Origin of the sequence: Pseudoalteromonas luteoviolacea, assembly GCF_018100925.1 — a bacterium.
Taxonomy (GTDB): domain Bacteria; phylum Pseudomonadota; class Gammaproteobacteria; order Enterobacterales; family Alteromonadaceae; genus Pseudoalteromonas; species Pseudoalteromonas obscura.
The window spans coordinates 243609-264406 of the sequence record NZ_JAGJEH010000007.1; the positions used below are offsets into that span (position 1 = coordinate 243609).

Annotated in this window: 16 protein-coding genes; 6 read left to right on the top strand and 10 right to left on the bottom strand. The window is 42.8% G+C overall.

The window, feature by feature from the left end; translation table 11 throughout:
• Positions 1-393 precede the first annotated feature (393 nt).
• Positions 394-618, top strand: a complete 225-nt coding sequence (locus tag J8M00_RS16580) for a hypothetical protein (RefSeq protein ID WP_211011651.1) — start codon at positions 394-396, stop codon at positions 616-618.
• Between the two features lie 177 nt (positions 619-795).
• Here J8M00_RS16580 and J8M00_RS16585 read toward each other — a convergent pair whose 3' ends face one another.
• Complete coding sequence (locus J8M00_RS16585) at positions 796-1260, bottom strand: nuclear transport factor 2 family protein (RefSeq protein ID WP_284137538.1); 465 nt, start codon at positions 1258-1260, stop codon at positions 796-798.
• 245 nt (positions 1261-1505) lie between these two features.
• Positions 1506-2132, bottom strand: coding sequence for an NAD(P)H-dependent oxidoreductase (locus tag J8M00_RS16590; RefSeq protein WP_211011652.1), 627 nt, complete (start codon positions 2130-2132; stop codon positions 1506-1508).
• Positions 2133-2586: 454 nt separating this feature from the next.
• On the opposite strand from J8M00_RS16590, the gene J8M00_RS16595 reads away from it, so the two are divergent.
• Entirely contained in the window at positions 2587-4764 is a 2178-nt protein-coding gene (locus tag J8M00_RS16595; RefSeq protein WP_247687439.1) for a fasciclin domain-containing protein, read from the top strand.
• Between the two features lie 66 nt (positions 4765-4830).
• Here J8M00_RS16595 and J8M00_RS16600 read toward each other — a convergent pair whose 3' ends face one another.
• From J8M00_RS16600 to J8M00_RS16610, 3 genes are all read right to left on the bottom strand, one after another.
• Positions 4831-5706, bottom strand: coding sequence for an ROK family protein (locus J8M00_RS16600; RefSeq protein ID WP_247687429.1), 876 nt, complete (start codon positions 5704-5706; stop codon positions 4831-4833).
• A gap of 1 nt (position 5707) precedes the next feature.
• Positions 5708-6955: an MFS transporter gene (locus J8M00_RS16605; protein WP_211011653.1), complete on the bottom strand. Its 1248-nt coding sequence runs from the start codon at positions 6953-6955 to the stop codon at positions 5708-5710.
• A 1090-nt stretch (positions 6956-8045) separates the two neighbouring features.
• Positions 8046-11018 carry a TonB-dependent receptor gene (locus J8M00_RS16610; RefSeq protein ID WP_211011654.1) on the bottom strand — a complete coding sequence of 991 codons (2973 nt, stop codon included), beginning with the start codon at positions 11016-11018 and terminating at the stop codon, positions 8046-8048.
• Between the two features lie 512 nt (positions 11019-11530).
• On the opposite strand from J8M00_RS16610, the gene J8M00_RS16615 reads away from it, so the two are divergent.
• Together J8M00_RS16615 and J8M00_RS16620 are read left to right on the top strand one after the other, a co-directional pair.
• The gene (locus tag J8M00_RS16615) at positions 11531-12397 is read left to right on the top strand and encodes an AraC family transcriptional regulator (RefSeq protein ID WP_211011655.1); all 867 of its coding nucleotides are present in this window, start codon (positions 11531-11533) and stop codon (positions 12395-12397) included.
• A 128-nt stretch (positions 12398-12525) separates the two neighbouring features.
• On the top strand, positions 12526-13314 hold the full coding sequence (locus tag J8M00_RS16620; RefSeq protein ID WP_211011656.1) for a class D beta-lactamase: 789 nt from the start codon (positions 12526-12528) through the stop codon (positions 13312-13314).
• A gap of 61 nt (positions 13315-13375) precedes the next feature.
• On the opposite strand, the gene J8M00_RS16625 is transcribed toward J8M00_RS16620, so the two are convergent.
• Together J8M00_RS16625 and J8M00_RS16630 are read right to left on the bottom strand one after the other, a co-directional pair.
• Positions 13376-15880 (bottom strand): ABC transporter permease, encoded by a 2505-nt coding sequence (locus J8M00_RS16625; protein WP_211011657.1) that lies wholly within the window; start codon positions 15878-15880, stop codon positions 13376-13378.
• On the bottom strand, positions 15870-16589 hold the full coding sequence (locus tag J8M00_RS16630) for an ABC transporter ATP-binding protein (protein ID WP_211011658.1): 720 nt from the start codon (positions 16587-16589) through the stop codon (positions 15870-15872). Before J8M00_RS16630 ends, J8M00_RS16625 begins: the two co-directional genes overlap by 11 nt.
• Between J8M00_RS16630 and J8M00_RS16635 the strand changes: the two genes are divergently transcribed.
• Together J8M00_RS16635 and J8M00_RS16640 are read left to right on the top strand one after the other, a co-directional pair.
• Entirely contained in the window at positions 16588-17211 is a 624-nt protein-coding gene (locus J8M00_RS16635) for an arylesterase (protein WP_211011659.1), read from the top strand. The two genes, J8M00_RS16630 and J8M00_RS16635, sit on opposite strands and share 2 nt — an antisense overlap.
• Positions 17212-17355: 144 nt before the next feature.
• Positions 17356-17973, top strand: a complete 618-nt coding sequence (locus tag J8M00_RS16640) for a lipoprotein (protein WP_211011660.1) — start codon at positions 17356-17358, stop codon at positions 17971-17973.
• A 43-nt stretch (positions 17974-18016) separates the two neighbouring features.
• Here J8M00_RS16640 and J8M00_RS16645 read toward each other — a convergent pair whose 3' ends face one another.
• From J8M00_RS16645 to J8M00_RS16655, 3 genes are all read right to left on the bottom strand, one after another.
• Positions 18017-19270 carry a sensor histidine kinase gene (locus J8M00_RS16645; protein WP_211011661.1) on the bottom strand — a complete coding sequence of 418 codons (1254 nt, stop codon included), beginning with the start codon at positions 19268-19270 and terminating at the stop codon, positions 18017-18019.
• Between the two features lie 4 nt (positions 19271-19274).
• A complete protein-coding gene (locus J8M00_RS16650) occupies positions 19275-19985 on the bottom strand; it encodes a response regulator transcription factor (RefSeq protein ID WP_247687430.1) in 711 nt (236 codons plus the stop codon).
• 283 nt (positions 19986-20268) lie between these two features.
• The gene (locus J8M00_RS16655) at positions 20269-20685 is read right to left on the bottom strand and encodes a winged helix-turn-helix domain-containing protein (protein WP_247687440.1); all 417 of its coding nucleotides are present in this window, start codon (positions 20683-20685) and stop codon (positions 20269-20271) included.
• Positions 20686-20798: the final 113 nt, after the last annotated feature.

Consider the following 20798-nt stretch of genomic DNA (forward strand, 5'->3'; position numbering starts at 1 on the left):
ATTATAAAGCATTGAAGTATATAAACTTTTTTAAATGTAAGAAATAATAGGTGTCCGAATGGACACCCGCGCTGTCCAATAGTGTCACAGTGACACAGGTGTGGACACTGAGTGTCCACACCTGTGTCCGTCCACCAGCCCCGTGGTGGTTTTCAATAACTTGTCAAGATTTCAATGCGGTGAACTAGGGCCAAAAGCACTACAGCGCACCATTGATTCAGCGCTGTAAATACACCACTTGTTTCCAATAAAGACACCCCTTCAATACTGATCACGCGGTTGTACATGAAATGCGATCAGATCACTTGGTCAACAATTGAACAATTCAATTTCATCTTTTAGGGTAGGTACGAACTTAATTCAATAAACCACAATGGAAAAAAGGGAATAACTATGCATAAAATTAAACTATTGATCTGTTCAGTGTTCATGGTCTTCGCTAGCAGCGCAAGTGCTTGGACAACCTCTCCAGCAGGTGTAGTGGAAAATTGTACTTGGCAGTACGTGAATACGTATAAAGGGATCGGTGTGTATATTGTTGAATACCGCTCTGTAGGTAGCTGCCGCTACAACACAAAACTATATGACTACAGAGTGCGTGAGATCCGCTACTACTAATAAACCACCCACTGGATCGCGCAATGTTCTATCAGTTCATTATTTCCTAGATATACGCTAGTACAAGGGAGTTTACTCCCTTATTTACTTTTACGAAGCTTTGATCAAACTACCAGTATTGTATCTAGCAATAAGTTTGATAACACAGCACCATCAGCTCATCGTCAATGGCCATTGTTAACCATGATGTCGTCGTATGTGCGTAATTAATCCGCTGTTGTCAAATTCTAGCGACACTATATTGGTTGTTTTGTAGTCGATGGTTCTATCTAAGTGTGCGGGCTTAACTCGACCAGATTCTGTCATTTTAATGATCACGACATTACGTCCAATCATCATATTATTAACTTCAATGTGACTGTGGATGACTTTATCTTTGAGTTTAGCAACCATGTCATCTCGTAGTGCGGCTTTATTGGTGTATGTAAAGTTGTATTTAACGTGTTCGTCTACAAATTCATCGGCCAATAATGAGAGAAAATGTTCAATATCTTTGCGGGTTGAGTTTGGCTGTTGGCGTGCATTTTGTGCCGCAACAAACCCATTGGCTTTTGCGACTAGCTGAGCGTGGGTTAGATCACCTTTGGCATGTGCCAGACAAGAAATCATTGATAAAATTGTGATGAATAGTGCTTTTTTCACTGGTTGCTTCCTTTCACTGACATTTTGGCGACAGTAATCCCGATTTAAGTCGTTCAATTACGCCGCTCATGCTATTCACTAGCTTTGATGTTGATATATTCAGTTAATAGAGTAATGACTAAATTAGCGCCTTCCAAACTAACCTCACATTCCCTTTACTCATATTAAGACCCCGAATAGGGTACAACTCTAATATAAATAACCATAACTGTAAAATCATGCGCAATATCTCAAGTAAAAGCCCCCTAACTTTGCGCTAACGTCAATTTCTTTTGTATATGAGCCGTGTAACTTGCAATTATATCAAGCCGCTGTTGGTGACTTTTTTGTTGCACACCATGGGCAATGAATGGCGGGATAATCTCCCAGCCCATGAAGGCAAATACATCCTGATACAAGCCGTCTATTTTTGCTTGATAGTAGTCGAGTTCAGACTGATTTTTAGCCCCTCCAGTTGTGATAGAGTACATCACTTTTTTCGCTTTTAGGGTTGCACCTTCCCCATAGGCAAACCCGGATGTAAGCACTCGGTCAATCCACCCCTTTAAAATGGCCGGAAATGACCACCACCAAAGTGGAAATTGCAGCACCAAAACATCACACTCTTTAAGTTTATTTTGTTCGTGTTTGATTTGACTAATAAACGCATTGTTTTCCAGCGCAAAACGCTGTGCCTTGGCAAGATTAAAAGGCTCTCCATCGGGAATCCCTATCACATCATTGTGTCCCGCTACAGGGTTAAATGAGTCGGCATATAAATTAGATTCACTATACCTAATGCCCATACTATTCAAGGCTTCGATGGCAATGCGGTGTAGTGCATAATTAAAAGAAGACTTTTCAGGGTGGGCTACGACCAAATGGACATGCATTGTGGCTCCTTTGTCATACATTAACTTTATATTCTATTTAAATCATAGAGTTGTGGTTCGTAAAAAAGTTTCACCAACAGCGCACTAATCTAGAACTCATTTAGTACACCAGTTCAGGTATGGTACTTGTGCACTTTATCGGTATCAAATCTCACCTTGTTTCAGTCAATAGTAACCAAACTTAAAGTGTACAAAATACAGCTGAGTTACATTCATTATTATATTTAGGTTAAAATTTTTTATCTTTTTTTAGACGCGGTTTAGATTAACTTTGAACATGGCAGATTAAAAATAAATATCAAATAAATTCATATGGGTAGATTAAAAACAACTCACTTAAAACATTGGCTTTGTCGGTAATGAAATTTAAAAAAGTTAATTTTTTATAATTGCAATGCCTGATCTGAATTTTAACCAAGCCCGTATTGCTGGAAAATTAACCACTCCAATGGAGATGATCGTGAAAGTACTTGCAAAATTGGCTATTGTTGCCGTTGTTGGGCTACTCTCTGCTTGTTCAGATGATGACGACCCGGTCACTACCACACAGCCACACCCTCCTCAAAACTCAGTGTATGATGCAGCAAAAGCCGCTGGATCATTCACAACCTTAGTTGCAGCGCTTGATGCGACGGGTTTAAATGCAACACTAGATGATACAAACAACAAATTTACCGTGTTTGCACCCACCGACGCTGCTTTTGAATTATTGGGCACGCAGGCCATCAATGACCTGCTAGCCGACACAGATACACTCAGTAAAATTCTCACTTATCATGTCCTCAGTTCTGAGGTGAATGCGGAAACTGCGCTATCTCTAGCAGGACAAACAACCGACACAGTAAACGGGGCAAAAATAGCACTGTCTCTATCTGGTGAAAGTTTGCTGATCAACACAGCGACTGTTACACAAACAGACATCCAAACCGACAATGGCATAATACATGTTATTGACGCTGTGCTCATGCCACCTGTGGAATCAACACCAACCCAAAATATTGCAGAAGTTGCGACCCAAGCAGGTAACTTTACTACTTTATTGAAGGCGGTCGAAACCGCTGGTCTCACTAGCGCGTTGACAGGCCCAGATCCGCTCACAGTCTTTGCGCCCACCGATGCCGCTTTTGAAGCACTCGGCACAAGCACAATTAACACATTGTTGGCTAACCCTGATGTTCTTGGTGATATTTTAAAACAGCACATCATCTCTGGCAGTGTAGATGCAATAACCGCTATGTCACTTAATGGTAAAAATGCAACCACATTGCTGGGTAACCAAAAAAGCGTGACCATCGACTCGGCCGCTGACATGCTAAAATTCGCAGGCATAAAAGTCACACAGACTGATATACATGCGTCAAATGGCATTATTCATGTACTCGATGCCGTTGTTGTTGGTGATGTGACAGTACCCGAATCTCTTGGCCTCATCCCTGAAGTAGCCTCCAGTGCAGGATCATTCAACACCTTGATCAGTTTATTAAGTGCAACAGGTTTAGACCAAACCCTGTCTGATCCCGCGGTGAAGTTTACTGTATTCGCACCAACAGATGCCGCTTTTGCAGCGCTCGGCCAAACAACTTTAGATGCGCTAGGCGCAGACACCGAGATGCTCAAAGATATACTTCTTTATCATGTTGTGTCAGGGCAGAGTGTGATGTCAGACGCAGCTGCCGCAATTGCTTCTTCTCAAGACAATATGGTTACGATGGCCAATACCGATATGGCGGCGCTAAGCACGGTGGATAGTAAGTTATTCATTGACGATGCAGTTATAAGAACAGCCAATGTGAAAGCGGACAATGGTGTTATTCATGTGTTGGATAAAGTCATCATGCCACCAGCTGAGAAAGCTGCTTCTGACAAAACAATTGCACAAGTGGCTTCGGAGACCGATGACTTATCTACTTTAGTCACTGCGCTGACAGCAGCAAACTTGGTTGATACCCTGTCCGACACAAATGCTCAGTTCACAGTGTTTGCACCAACCAACCGCGCATTTCAAAAAATTCCAGCTGACACACTCAATGCGCTTCTTGCTGATCAAACAGGATTAACTCAAGTACTCACTCAACATGTACTTGCACTTGAAGCCTCAGCGATGATGGCACTCAAACTCAATGGTAAACAGGTTGAAACGGTTGCAAAAAACATGTTGGATATCAGAGTTGTAGACTTTGCAGGAACAACCGATAGCGAAGCTGATGCCGTTGCTTACGATGGAGGCCAGCAAGCTTTAGTCGCTGGAAAAGGGCATGAAAAAGCGGGATTCACGCTATATGTATTTGATAATGACCTGAGCTTTGCACAGAGCCAGTGTAATGACGCATGTGCAACCGCTTGGCCCCCCGTGATAGCGACACAAGCGCAAATAGCCAACATTCCTGGATTGAGTTTGATTGCTCGCCAAGACAATCAAATGCAAGTTGCCTATTTGGGGCGTCCGCTTTATCTATTTGCATCAGACACGGCACCTGGGGACATGTTAGGCAGCGAAATCAGCAATTGGTCACACGTCAGCTTGCCTACATCGGGTTTGCAAATTGAGGGCTCGAATGTGATCCAAAAAGATATTTACACTGCAAATGGCGTGGTCCACCTCATTGATACGGTGATCACATCTGTCGACTAGTTTCCCCTTCCTTTGAGTTAGGTATGGTTGCCCGATTTAGCCAACCATACCTTTTTCAAAAAGCATCTAGATACAGTCCACTTCAAGAGAAGCTACTTTATATTTTTGCTCAAACAATGCACACGCCCCTAACAATGCAGCATGAGGAAGTTGGCTCACGCGAATATTCAATTGTTTGCACTGCTCATACTGCGTAAATGATGACAGCATGTGTTCGCCAAATAAGTCATAAGCTTGGGTTACTGATCCGCCCAATACAATCACATCTGGATCATAAGCGAGTTGCATATGAGCAAACGCTATTCCAAGGTGCGCACCTAGCTGCTCAAATAACTGTAACGATTCTGCATTACCTGCTTTGGCTAATTGATATTGAAACGCCCCGTCCGTCCCCAGTTGATTAAAAAACTGGCCACTACAATAATCTTCAATGGTTTTGCCAAGGTAAGGCGCACTGCCAAACTCTCCTGCCAACCCATATCGCCCTGTATATAACTTTTCGTCAATCACCACTCCGGCACCAAGCCCGGTGCCTAGACAAACGCCCAAGATGTTTTTACACGGTATAAAATCACTGCCATGATTACCAAATCGATACTCCCCGAAAGTGAAACAATTGACATCATTGTGAACAAGAACAGGAACGTGGAACCGTCGGCTTAACTCCTCAGCCAACAGAACATCGCGCCACGCAGGTATATTTGTTACTTCAAATACTTCTCCGGTATCACTGTTTACAACCCCCGGGATCCCAATGGCTACGCCGATGCAATCCGCTGTTATCGTCATTCGAACAAGTTCGATGACATAACTTGTCACTTCTTGTTTTGTGCCTGAGGCCGGCACCGGGTAGCGCTTTACCTGTCCTACACGACCTTGTTTCGCTAGACCACATAATGCTTTGGTCCCACCAAGGTCAATACAAACAATCATTCCTGACATCTTATGCTTCCTGCTCTGGTGATTTTTTCTCAAAAAGGCGGAATGTGTGGTTATTTACCAATGGATTTGATGAATTTGCCACATAAACCATGTACCCCAAAGGAATAAATAGTAAACACAGCGCGAGCGTCAATGAGCCAGATAAGTACGTCACGGCTCCGATCAATGGCGAAGCCACCGCCCCGCCAACAATACCTGTGCATAGGATCCCAGCGATCGCACCGTGTCCTTGAGCAAAAGAATTCAGCGCCAGAGAGAATAACGCGGACCACATAATGGATAAGAAAAACCCAGTGGCAGGAAATGCAATCAAGGCCAGTTCAGCAGAGCCTAATATCGCCGTTACCAGACTCCCTCCTGCACCGAGACAAAACCACACCAGTACCTTGCGCACGTCAAATAACTTCATCAAGACCAAGCCGACCATACAACCAATTGTCAGCATAAGCCAAAATTGACTCACAACTTTAGCACCGACATTTTTTGCATCTAGCTCATGAGCTTGCTGTAAGAAAATTGCTATAGAATTCGCGATCCCCTGCTCCAAAGCAACATAGGCTGCAATCGCAAAAAAGAACTTTATAACGGTTTTATTCTTAAATAATGCCGTACAGTCACCTAAGGTGTAATTTGCCACGAGCTCATCGTCAGCAACAGCAAAGCGAGTAAGCGTGCTCCACGCCAACATCCCCAAGCACACTAAAGCAAATAGCCAATACATACTTAGCCATTCCATTTGTTCAGGAACCAGAACACTCATCAAAGAGTTAGAGTTTTGGGCCGTCTCAGCTAATCCGATATACACAATTGGTGAGAGGGTCGCACCAGCGCCAAATAGCAACTGCGCCACGACAGATAACACGGCAAAATGTTCACTGCCACCGGCGCGGCGCAACAGAGGATTGATGGCGACTTGTAAAAATGCCATAGCACTGCCAATCATAAATAGGGCAAACATGGCAAATGCAAAGTTGGGTAAGAGTGCAAAAAGCAGCGAGCCGCTGGCAGCTAAGCTAAATGCGATCAACATGACAAATTTTTCGCCAATACGCTGTGCTAACAGACCAGCGGGGATTGACATCACTCCATATGCTGCAAAAAAAGCAAAAGGAAAAAAGCCAGCCAGCGCAATGCCGATATCAAAGCTTTTTATCAATTCAGGAAAGATTGGACCAAGAATATTGGTGATAAAAGAGATCGTAAAGAACGTCGCGAGAACCACAAGCACCGCAGGCAAATTCTTCTTCATTACTAGTACCTTATTTAATAAAAAGGCGATGGCAAAATAGGATCTGTTTGTTGGCAGACAAATGATCCAAGGGGAATCCGCCATCACCTTAACTCGTCAAATAAGGTTAGTGTGCCGCCAATTAACCTCATATTGCGGCACTATTCAATCCTTTATCAATACAATTCAAGCCCACCAACAACAACTGATAACTAATCCCTGTATGTTAGTATTTCCTGTTACCTTGTTTGCACCGATAGGTATGATTGAAAGGCTTGATTTCAATACTGATTTAACACATAGCTTTAATTATAGCGTCTGAAATAATAACCATGACGGACAGAGGCTGTTGCGCGGATATGCTCGTTGATTAGCTTGATTAAAAGTACACTTAAGAATTCAAATTCGAAAATTAACACTATATAGGTAACATTTACCCATTATATGTATTAGAAAAAATAAAGTTATAACAGCTGTATATGGTATCAAGTTGGCTTTGTGGCGCTCACTCTCGCGTAAAATCAGCGCCGATCTCACCTTAGATATTGTGCTATTTTCACCCGGTTATACGCATAAATCAACGATGTTAGCATCTATACTTTTCGTTGCTTTTTGACACTATGAAATCGACACTTTAAGCTACGGCTTCCGTCCTCATACTTTAATGATTCAACAATAACATTTTGAAGTATAAGTTTATTTATAATATTGGTATAAACTCCAACCATTTTATGCCGAGGCTTCTCAACTATTTTACCACCTTAGCTCGCCTCTTGATGGCACCCTCTCTAACCTTGCAATATAGCCTGTCCCGCCGTCGCTCACTTTGATTGTGCTTGACATGCCTGAGCACCTATTCACGCAGGTTGCACAACTCTAAATAATCAATTGTTCCTTTCTTATTGCCTCACCAGTATCAACAATTTTTGACGCATTAACGTGATGTATATGCAATTACAAAATGTTGAATTTTAATTTCTCAGACTCAGAGGAGCAGATTGCGTTTTTACAATTTTCACCACCGAGGAAATATCATATGAAGTTACTGTGCTGCTAACAAAAAAAGGCCGTTAAGGCCTTTATGCTGCGATAATGAAAAGGAAATTAGTGGCTACCAGCGACCACGTACACCCAGAGTAAAGCGACGCTCATAGATATTTTGCGCCATACGGTTGTCTTCCCACTGCGCGTATTGTGATTCATACTCTTCGGTCAAGTTGCTACCCGACATATACACCGTAAGATTATCATTGATGTCATAACTTGCCGACATATCAATATAAGTCGTCGGCTCAGTCCAAACACCTATATTACCCATACCACCTGGTGTTGACACCGTATGCAAGCGCTTAGAACGGTAGTTTGCAGCCAATCTAAATTGAAACCCATATTGCTCGTACCATAATACTGCGTTACCTGATTCTTTAGAGTTGTCTTCAAGCGGTAATGGCTCTCCACCAAAGCCTTCTTTACCACTTTCACTTTCTGAATATGTATAGTTGAATGCGGCACCAAAGCCACTCCAAAAACCAGGCAAAAAGTCAAACGCTTGCTGGTAGCTAAACTCCGCACCTTCCATCGTGCCACCTTGACCATTAATTTGGCCATTCACTGTGACATTACGACGCACCACACCATCGCCATCTTCAGCAGCGATCTGCCACTGTGCAGACTCTATAAATGACTCTAAATCAATGTTGAACAATGCAACACTAACCAGCGCACTTGGCGAGAAATACCATTCCAATGTCACATCGGTATTTTCTGCACGCCAAGGCTCAAGATCTGGGTTACCTTGCATGGTTGCGTTAGTTGCGATCAATAGATCTGGACTGATCCCTTCGCTGGCAGCCAGCTCATCTCCCGCTCTAGCTCGACTAATCGTAAGACCGCCACCAAGTGCCTTTAGATCCAAACGTGTCATCGTTTTACCCCAAGACGTACGTAAAATCACATCGTCTCTCAGGTTAAACGCCACATTCACAGACGGTAAAAAATCGCTGTAAGAGCGCGCAGTTACAATGTCGCCCACATCTTTTGCCACTTCACCTGGACAGTTAGTACAAATGGAATCGCCTACTTCGTTTTGTACGATATCAAGATCGGTTTCTATGTATTGAAAGCCCACATTAGCACGATAAAAATCGTTCGATAGGTCGGCACGCCAATACACAGACTGCGTTTGCTCCTCTATTTTATAAGAGCTTCCAGGCACTCCGCCTCTGATATTGCCCGGATACAGTGCATTTTGAAATGCAAATGGGTCATCAAGTTGACGCGGATCTACAAAATAGTATTCACCTAAATTAACTGGACCAAAGTCGCTGTTTTTTTCCACCCAACCCGCAGGCAAACTAGTAAAGTTAAATGGTGTATTAGCCCCCATGGTAATATCGCCATCTACTACACTGACTTCCCCATCACCATTTGTGTCAAATGCAGCCAATCCCTGATCTTTCCACATGACATTGACACTGCCCTCACCCACAGGATTGGAAAAAGGCGCGAGCAAAACAAACTGATCACGTGTTACGTCACGCTGACCAACTCGCACGCCAAAAGACATCTTTTCAAGGTGTTTATAGTCAAACTGATACTCACCATCCAATCGCAAAACATCTAAACTCGCTTCTTCATCATAGTTATTTTCGGAATAGGTAGAGACAATAGCATAGCGATTGATATTGGAGCCAAATACCTCACCTTGCAGCTCACTAGGTCCAGTCAGTGAAGGGTGTTTGCCTTTGAAGTTCAAACGCATCGGAATAGGGTTTGGTCCATACCCGCCCGGGTTCACAGCAATTGGACCTGAACCATCATTTCTTCGTAAACCATGCGCTAGACCATTGGTTAGGTAACCCTGGGCGACGTTTTCAGTGTGACTGCGCTCTGCATCCGCAGTAATAAAACGTGCTTTACCGGAAAAGTTACCGTCCCCTTTAAACTCTAATTCAAAATTAAAGTTAGTTGACTCACGCTGGTTGGTATGACTTTCTGAGTGGGACACAACACGCGGTGAATTGAGCGTAATATCTTGCGCTGTATACAGGTTGTGGCCATTGTCTAGCACACCCCGATTAATCGGATCGTGTTGATCTTGCCAGTGCCAGTGGCCGCCCCACGCATTGTCAGCTGTGATCCCTTTGTGACGATCTGCATCATCCATATCCGTGTAAAAAACGTCACTGCTGAAAGTCCAGTTATCACTTAACTGGGCTTGAAAACTTACCGTCGCACCGAGACGTTCGCGCTCAGTAAAGCGGTTCATAATACCGTAACTCACATAGGTGAATTCGGCATCATCAGAATCCCCATCGCCATTCATATCCTGTTTGGGACAAAACCAACATGACACTTCTTCGTGGTTTTCAAATGGCGCATATGCCCAACCATCATCAGTAGAACCATAGCGGTAGTTTGCAAGGTTTGCCTCATCGTACGACAGGGTAGCCAGCACAGCGAATCGATCACCGTTATAGCCTGCGGACACCATAAACTTTGGATCCGTCTCCTCGGAGTATGACCCAGTGGATGCCTCCGCCAATGCAGCACCACTGAACCCCTCTTCTAGGTCAAAAGGTTTACGCGTTAATAAGTCAACCGTACCTGATATACCACCAGCAAGCGTGTCTGCGGTTGGTGATTTCATTACATTCATAGAGCCAACCAAGCTAGAGGGAATATCTGTGAAGTCCGGCTGTACCTTAGTGATAGAGCCAGCGCTTAAGAATTGCTCTCCGTTAAGCAAGGTTGTTACTTGGGGCATACCACGTACATTGATAGTCGAACCTTCACCAGCACTGCGACGAATTTGGATCCCCGGAACACGTTGCAGGGAGTCAGCAATGGTTATATCTGGTAATTTACCGATATCTTCAGCAGTAATTGAGTCAACTACACCATCGGCAAAACGCTTGGTATTTAAACTTCTTTCAGTAGAAGCTCTGATCCCGCGGACTTCGATAACTTCAACTTGTTCTGCTTGAACACCTGCATCCTCTGCATATGCTCCTACAGACAGAACAGCAGCCATAACAGCAAAAGACACACGTGACCGTTTAAATGGAGATAGATTATGTTTCATCACTTTTCTCTCTGATTTATTTTTTTATCTGTTTTTGAAAAGAAAATTAGAGAAAACTCAACGCTTATTAACTAAGTAAACACCTTGACCTAGTCGCCCAAGGGTACTGAGCGCCTGAATAAATCACGTAACGAGAAATGCTACTTAAAATTAACAACTCTAATTTCAACCTTTACATATTTGAGCAGTCAGGGAGACAAGATGTTTGCATTTTCTATCTCATACAGGTACAAATCTATCAATAAACAGCGCTGTCATTGCTGAAAATGAACCTTTATTAGGTATTAATCCTGAAAAGCATGGGAGATCCCGAGGTGAAAAAGAAGTGGATAGATAAGTATTATGATTGATTTGAAATGTATCACCACGTTTTACATAGGTGATTAAGTATTTAAATATATGTAACAAAGAGTAATGACGCTTAAAGGTTTAGTCGTCGAATAATTACCTTACAACATGTGCTCGTTAAGTATTTAAAAAACACATAAAGAACAAAAATTAAGGACAATATTATGAGAGCGATGTGCGAAAAAATCATACCTTCAACCAATTGTTCTTGGCGATACTGTTTATACCAGTTAAATGAGATACCATTCAATTGGCACTATCACCCAGAGTATGAGGTATGCCTCACATTAAACAGTAAAGGTGTGTGTCATATTGGCGACTATATTGCGCCATTTGGTGACTATGACTTAGTCTTATTAGGGCCTGAACTCCCCCATACATGGCAGTCAAAACCTAACCAAGATGGCAGTATGCAAAAAGTATATGTCGCACAGATCCCTGCACTTTGGCTAGAGCAACAGCTGCGGCTCAACAAAGAGTTTGAAAGTTTACATACCCTGCTGCACAAAGCAAAGTGTGGATTAAAGTTCAGTGAGCAACTAGCTAGAACCACAGAGCAATTATTTATCCAGATGGCTGAAGCTAACCCTCTTGAGCGGTATGTACTGTTATTCAATATGCTCAATTTGATGGCTACCAGCGACTATGACACGCTTTCTAGTATGGAGTTTAGCTACGCAAATCAACAAGATCCGGCGAAAGATAAATTTGATCGCGTGATCAACTTTATCTACGAGAATTATACTGAGCAATTAAATGCGGATCTATTAGCTGAACAAGCCCACATGAGTACCAATCACTTCCATCGATTCTTTAAAAAGCGCACCGAAAAAACGGTCACGGAATTCATCAATCAGTTGCGTATTGCCAGAGCCTGTAAATTACTGATCAGCTCTAAAGCACCTATAACAGTGATCAGCGATCAATGCGGATTTAATAACCTGTCAAACTTTAACAGGCGATTTCTCGCGATAAAGGCCTGCACTCCAAGTCAATTTCGCTCTCGAATACAACACAAAGCCCTGTTATAAACAGGCTTTGTCCAAAAACTGGCAACTGTTCTTGCACTTGGATTGTCAAAGAGGTACTCAGTTCAGGGTAAAGTCAGTTGTCACTGGGTAATTTGCACGCACAATAAAAATAGATCCAAGGAACAACCATGCGATTTCAACTCTGTGCACTGCTCGCAAACGGGTTAATGCTCTCAACTTCTCACTACACCTATTCCCAAGAGGGGTGCCAAAAAGATCAACGCTGTACCATGGTGGTTTACAGTGAACAAACAGATAAATGGCAAATCATCAATAAATCCCGGGCAGAGCGTGCGTTTAGCCCTTTCTCTACATACAAGATCCCTAATACGTTGATTTTGCTTGAAGAGCAAAAAATTGATACTAAGACAAGCTATAAAGTTGATACCCATGCATACCCGGTACAGAAATGGTGGCCGGGTGTTTGGCAAAGTGACGATATTAAAGTGAAAGATGCATTTAGCTACTCGGTGCTACCCTTATACCAAATGTGGACCAATTCACTAAACAAGCCCGAAATAAAGACCTATTTGTCACAATTTAACTATGGAAACCAAGATATCAACGGTCCGTTAGACGAGTTTTGGCTCAATTCAAGCCTGCAAATTTCGGCAATGGAACAAATTGAATTCTTACGTCGGCTCGACGAAAAAACGCTTGGATTAAGCAAGCAAACTTACCAAACTTTCGATGCTATTTTCTTAAAACAAAGTACATCTGAGTATCAGCTATACGCTAAAACAGGAACAGGCCCTATTGCTAAAAAAACATACTTAGGTTGGTATGTTGGTAAAATAGAAAACGCCCAAGGAACGCACTATTTTGCATTTAATATGCATGCCCCCTCATTCAAAGAAATGGTGAATGTACGTGTGGATAAAGCACATGCAACCCTCAAGGCACTGAAGATAATTTAAAAGAGCAACACCGTTTCGTGCACAAAAAAAGAGGTAACGTCGTTACCTCTTTTTTAATGTCCTAAGCGAGTTTTCTCAATAAGCCTTGGGTATTTTGCCGCATCGTACTGGCCACCATAAAGTAACCTATCGCGGCCACAAACAAGGCACCACTTGCTGGACCCAATGCCCAAATATATGGATGTAGCTTACCGTCTACTTCAAACAACTCTCGTTGGATGATAAGTAAAGTGACATCACTGACCAAGGCAGCAACAAAGCCCGCCAAAGCACCCAATAGTAAAAACTCATACAAGGTTGCCAATTTAATCAAGCGCCCACGTGCACCTAAAGTACGCAAAATAACAATCTCCTGCATACGCTCGGCTAGGCTCGCCTGTACCTGAGATATCAGCACTAAAGCACCACTGGTTAACACGATGGCCAACACGAAACTAATAGCCAATGACACTTGAGCAATCATTGACTGCGCTTGCTCTAAACGACTTTTAATATCAATCATACTCACTGTAGGGTGCTGCCTAAGTAGCGTACTGACGGTTTTTTCATCTCCTTCACCAAATTGCGCAGCACTAAAATAAGTTACAGGAAATTTACCCGCGACAGGGGGATTAAAGATCATCACAAAATTGGGCTTGAGCGACCCCCAATCAACGCTGCGAAGACTGGTAACCTTGGCATCAAAGCTGCGCTCATTAACTAAGAATGTCAGCGTATCGCCCACTTCAATGCCTATCCCTTGCGCCATTCCTCGAGAAACAGAAACTTCTAATTCTGTACTATCCGCATCAAACCATGTGCCATCGACCACTTCATTGCCATCTGGTAGCTGCGTCATCCAAGTCAAGTTAAGCTCTCGGCCTGCTCCTCTGGTGGCCTCTTCATCTTGCTCCTCTCCTTCTTGCTTCGATGCACTACGCGCAAATTTTTCTCCATTTAACGCATTTGCACGACCTCGAAATATAGGGAAGAACTCCGTATGCGTAATTTGGTTTTGCGTAAAGAAGTCCTGAATATCACTGACCTCTGATTCGTTTATATTAATTAGAAAGGCATTGGGGGCGTCCGCAGGCACTTGCATTTGCCAATCGGAGATCAGGTCATTTTTGAGTACAAATAAAAATAACATCAGCTTTATCGCTAAAGCAAAGCTGATCAACTGCACAGCATTTGCATTGGCGCGCTTTTGTAAGGTGGCAATGGCCAAAGACCAACTGCTGCCGGGGCTCAACCCTAACTTTCTACCAGCGCTAAATAGCAACCTCGACACGCCAAACAGCACGAGCATCAATATTGCGGTCCCACCAAAGAGAAAAAGGGTTGTTTTTAACTCTCCACTGAAAAACCACATCAAGGCAAAAATTGTCGTCACCGACAGCGCCATATGAACTCGACTTACAGCCAGTTTATCCCCTAAATTACGACGTAAAACGCGTAGTGGTGGGATATCAAATAAATCAAGCAGCGGCTTTAATGAAAACATCAATGCGCACACCACACCTATGGTAATGGCTAGAAACCACGGCTTGAAACCCGCAGCTGGCAATTGCGTATCCATAAAGCTGGCAAGGTAATCGGTTGCCACAGCTTGCAATCCATAACCAATTACGATGCCCATAGAGACTGAAAAAGCTGTCACCATAGAGAGATGAAGCAAAAAGATATTGCGAATTGTAGCTCGACTACCGCCGAGTGTTTTCATCATGGCAACCGGATCATACTGACGTTCACAGTAACGCTTAGCCGACACAGCCATTGCCACCGCAGCCAACATAATTCCGAATAATCCAGCTAGTAACAAAAAGCTCTCTGAACGCGCGAGATTCTCACCTAGTGGCGACTGACGGTCTTTAATCCCCTGCCACCTTTGATTTTCTCTCAATTGAGGCTTCAGCCACCCATAGTAATCTGTCAACAGAGCTTCATCACCCGAAAACAACATGCGATAAAACACTCGACTTCCTGGCTGAACCGCCTGCGTTGCCTCAATATCAGTGTAATTTAATAAAACACGTTTATTACCCGCCAACGAGAAAAATGGTGCATCCGGTTCACTGACAAGGATTTTACTGGCCCGAAACATACCTACGCCAATTTCAACTTGGTCGCCAACTGCCAAGCCTAAGCTATAAAACATCCCTTCACTAAGCCAGACCTCCCCGGACTTAGGTACATCACGTACTTCATATTCAGCTTGCGCAAAATCATCTTTGAGCTTAACGACGCCCCTTAAAGGGTAACCATTAGATACGGCTTTAATCGACCCCAACACCAGTTCATCATTGGCAAATAACATAGAATCAAAAAACATTTGCCGTGCAGTGTTCAGACCTAAACGCTCTGCTTCAATAATATAATCATCATTTAGGGCATGGTTGCTCACTAAACGTCTATCCGCAGCAATAAAGTCTGCTGATTTTTGCTCAATGTTCATTCGAATGCGCTCTGTCACAGATGACAAGCTAAATACTGTTAGTACAGCAAGGGCTATCGCCGCAAAAATAATGGTTAACTCACCACGACGCAGCTCTCGCCAAAATAAAGTGAGTGCTAACTTAAACCACATGAACTGTTGCTCCTTCACCGTCGCGGATCTTTTCTAACTGGCCACCCTCAATGTGAATAATCCGATCGCACTGCCGAGCGAGTGCTTCATCATGAGTAACCAAAATCAATGTCGTACCATTTTGCTTATTGAGATCGAACAGTAACTTTTCGATGAGATGGCCATTTTTACTGTCTAGATTAGCCGACGGCTCATCTGCAAACAGAATTTTGGGCGAACCTATGAATGCACGTGCGATCGCTACACGCTGTTGCTCACCGCCGGAAAGTTGCGATGGATAGTGACTCACCCGATGGGATAGGCCCACTTTTTCAAGTAATTCCGAGGCCTGTTGTTTTGCACCGCTATCACCCGCCAACTCAGCCGGTAGCATGACGTTTTCCAGCGCAGTTAAGCTTTGTACCAACATAAAAGATTGAAAAACAAAGCCCACCTTTTCTGCTCGTAGGCGCGCGCGCTCTTCTTCATCTAATTTGTGTAGTGCCGCACCGTCCAAAAATACTTCACCAGCCGATCCTGTATCCAGTCCGGCCAGCAAACTGAGCAACGTAGATTTACCTGAGCCAGACGTGCCCACAATCGCAACAGACTCTCCTGACTTGACAGTGAAATTGATATCGCTAAGGATATCTAAGTCACCCTCAAAGGTACTGACTGTTTTGTTAAGTCCTTTGACCTGAATAACATTTAACTGAGAAAGTACTGACATGATTCGAATTTTCCTAAAACTTATGCTGTTCCTCGCATGCCTCAATCAACCCTTTGGGGCAACAGCTAGCGAGACTAAAATTATGATCATAGGTGATAGCTTAAGTGCGGGCTACGGACTTAAACAAGACCAAGATTGGGTTAATTTGTTACAAAATAAGTACGCTGAAACGAAAAAATCGATCTCATTAATCAATATGAGTGTCTCTGGCCAAACCACAGACAACGCACTACTCACCATTGATGCCCAACTTAAAGCGCACCAACCTAGTCATGTATTAATCGAATTAGGCGGAAATGATGGGATTCGCGGTTTTCCAATTAAACTGATCCGCAAGCACCTCACTGAGTTAGTTGCAAAAAGTAAAAACAATGGCGCACAAGTCGCGCTCATGGAAATTCAAATTCCACCAAACCTAGGTCCTAGATACACCAAAATGTTTACTGGTAACTATCAAACAGTAGCCAAAGACACTGGGGCTTATTTGATGGATTATTTTATGGTGCCGATCGCAGTCGACAAGTCGCTAATGCAAGATGACAACCTGCATCCAAATGAAAAAGCCCAGCCGCTTATTAGAGACTTTATGGAAAAACAATTTGATTTATGGCTGAGCAAATAGTAACCAGCTGAATTAAAAAGTAAATAATTGTACCCAACAGCACTTTTGGGTACACTTTAGTTGTAGTTTTAGTGTTAAATGACCCACCTAAAAGTCAAGATTCACTGCCCTCTATGGACGTTCTATATTAGTAAGGAAATTGAAATGAAGAAGTATTTTGTAACAGCATTAGCCGTCACGATTTTATCTGGCTGTGCATCAGTTGAGATGCAAAGTTATGTTGATCCGCAATTTAAAACCACCCAATATTCAAGTTTTTTGGTTGACGCAGCAATCACCGACTTAACCTTGAAAACACTGATTGAGGACAGGGTTTGCAAACAAATCAACCTTAATTTCAGTGAGGTCAAGTGCGTCAAAGCGATCGATACCTTTTCTCCAACACGGGAGTACAACCAGCAAACATGGCAGCAAGTTTTTGCCAAAACGGGTGCACAAGCACGATTGCAGATAGAGCTACTTTCACAAGAAAGCCAAGCTTCACATGCTTTCACCGCAAACTCAGCACCTTCGTATTCGTCAATGGGCACCCCCTCGACTAACTATACGTCGTATACCACTGTACATCTAACGGACAAGTTTCAAATTACTTTATTTGACAAAGGGGACCAAAATAAAGCCATGACGGCAACTGGTGTTGTAAAAGCGCAAAAAACCTTTCGAGATCACAACAAGACCATCGCGTCGATGTTATCGGAGCGAATTGCACAAGAACTACTCTATAAGGGCTTAGTTAAGCAACCTACACCTGTAAAACTATAACTGGGTAAGCAAAACTGAAACTTGAGGCTAATGCCTCAAATTCCTAATTTTTTGGGCAAGTGAGATGAAATGCACTGCCCTGTTCGCTGCTATCTAGAGATAAGTGGATATCTAATCTTTGACATAACCTAAACACGATAGATAGGCCCATACCTAATCCTGAGCTTGACTCACCTTTGATCCCTGATTCAAAAATTCGCCCTTGTATATCACTTGGGATCCCCTGACCCGTATCTACGATACTCAAGATATTGTTCGCAAAGTTCACCGTGACAGTGCCTTTGTCTACATGGGAAAATGCGTTTCCAATCAGGTTGCTCAATATCAAGTTTAAAGCACTTTCACCAAGCGCAATGGTAGCGCCACTAGGCACGTTGATCTCTACCGATATATCTTTGCTCTCAATTTTATGCGCTTGCTGTAAGATACAATTTTCAACCAGCGGTAGCAGTTTCACTTCTGTTTGGTTGATTGTTTCTTCTCTGGCCAACGCTAGCAGGATCTCAACGCTTTGCGCCATTTGCGCCTGTGCTGATACAGCACGCTCTACCAAGGCTTGTTGTTTATCATTCAATGCTTCTTGCTGTAGCAAGGTCAGCGCCCCTTGTGTAACCGCAATAGGAGTGCGCAGCTCATGTGAAGCATCTCTGGTAAATGCTTGCTCTCTATCAATAAATTGACGAATTCGATCCAGAGCCTGTTCAAGTGTACGCGCAAAACCGCCAATCTCATCATTCACGAATTGATTGGAGAAGTTCTGTGGCAGCTTCTCAACGGGCGCCTGCGCAACAATATCAACCAACCGATCGAGGGGTTTAAGCAGCTTTTTAGCCATGGCAAGTGACATGAAGGCCAGTAATATAGCAACAATCAACACGATTGCGAGCGCCACTAGCAGGAAGTTAAACATGCCCATTTTTATTTTTCTAACTACCAGTTGCTCACTGACCTCGGCCAGTAAAATCCCTTTATCTAACCACATTAGGTGATAGTGCTTATCGTCTATTGAGGCAAATTCAACAGCGCGTGGCTCCTCGATCAATGCCTCTTTTATAAATATGGGTAATTGCTGCTTATGCTCCAAGTATTGAATAAAATCAAGTCGAGGTTGCGGTGTGTTGCCCAAGTTTAACTGCTTGGAGACATATGCTGCTTCATCTTTGAGCAATACATTAAATAGATGATCTTCAATTGTATAAGCAAAAAGAAAACAGACGAATCCAAATAACAAACTGATAAATAACGATATGCCAACAAAATAGGCAATGATTCTAGTGCGTAATTGACGAGCTTTCATAAGATTATGCAATATCCAAAGCCAGACCAACACTGTGAATCGTTTTAATGATCGCTGTGTCAAATGGCTTATCAATCGCCTTTCTAAGCTGATAAACATGGGATCGTAACGCATCTGAGTCTGTAGGGTCATCTCCCCAAATTTTATCACTGAGCTCACTACGACTCAGAGGCCTTGGGTGGTGCTCCATTAACAGCTGCAATATTTTAAGTGGGATCGGCTGCAAGATAATTTCTTGACCGCCACGCTTCACTTGTTGAGTTTGAGCATTAAGACTTAAGTCGCCAAGCTGTAAAGTTTTCTCACAGTTAAGCAAGTGACGCTTAGCGAGCGCCAAGCATCTAACAAATAACTCCTCCAGCGCAAATGGCTTAGTTAAATAATCATCTGCGCCTGTTTCAAACCCCGCTAATTTATCATCCAACGCATCGCGTGCAGTCAACATAATGATAGGAATATGCCGGCTGGCTTTATTTCTCAGGGTGTTACACACATCTAGCCCATCCATTTCTGGAAGCATGATGTCGAGAATAATGCAGTCATAATAGTTCTGTAAGGCAAGATCCACGCCTTGCTTGCCATCGTAAGCAAAGTCCAAGACTAATCCGCGTGGTTCAAAGTACTCTGCAATATTGCGGCTGATTTCGAGGTTGTCCTCAACCACGAGTACTTTAAATTGCATATCCATTTTGCGCATAGACGAGTGTTTATCCATATTAATACCGTAGAAATTGGGTTATTGCTTACAGCTTATCATGCGGATCTGTGAAATGATTGTGAAATAACGGGGAGCTTGGTAAAAAGTGCGATTGATCTGCTCTATCGGTTTTACCAAGCATAAATACTTGCGCCACCTTAAGAAAAAGTGGGCACCAAGTGGAGAGTAAAAGTGAGTTATTACCCTCATAAATTAACTTAAGCACGAAACATGAATTTTTTTATACTTATTTTTAAAATTAAGAACATTTAGCTCTATTTTCTCATAACTTGGTGCTTATTTATGTTAACTTTCCTCTTCTCATCGGGGACTGATTAAACAGTCGTGTTAGCCATTGAAATAGGCCTGGACGTGGATCTAACTTCACATTTAAGTTAAAGCTATACCCTTTTTTGTAATGAGTTCTGATTACTTCACCTTCTAGATTGTGTTTTGAAATACTGCGACGTAGCTCTGACACAGCACGATTTATCGCGTTGTTGTCAACATACTCTTGTTGCCAGATCTCTCGACACAATTCATCGCGGCTAATCACGCGATCTCTGTGCTGAATAAAGTAAACTAACAAGTCGTAGATCAGGGGTTCAACTTTAACCCTTTCACCGCAGAATGTTAACGAACGTTTCCTTTTATTCAGTGCATAATGACCAAATACCGCAAAGGTAAAGTCAGTATTTTCTTTATCACTTAAATTCATGATCAACAATATACTTCCTTTATATATGACTTTAAAAGCGCTTATATTTTATCGCTCTAGGCAGTAAATTGGTATTAACTAAGCCATATTTTCACATGACTTTTGTTAATAGA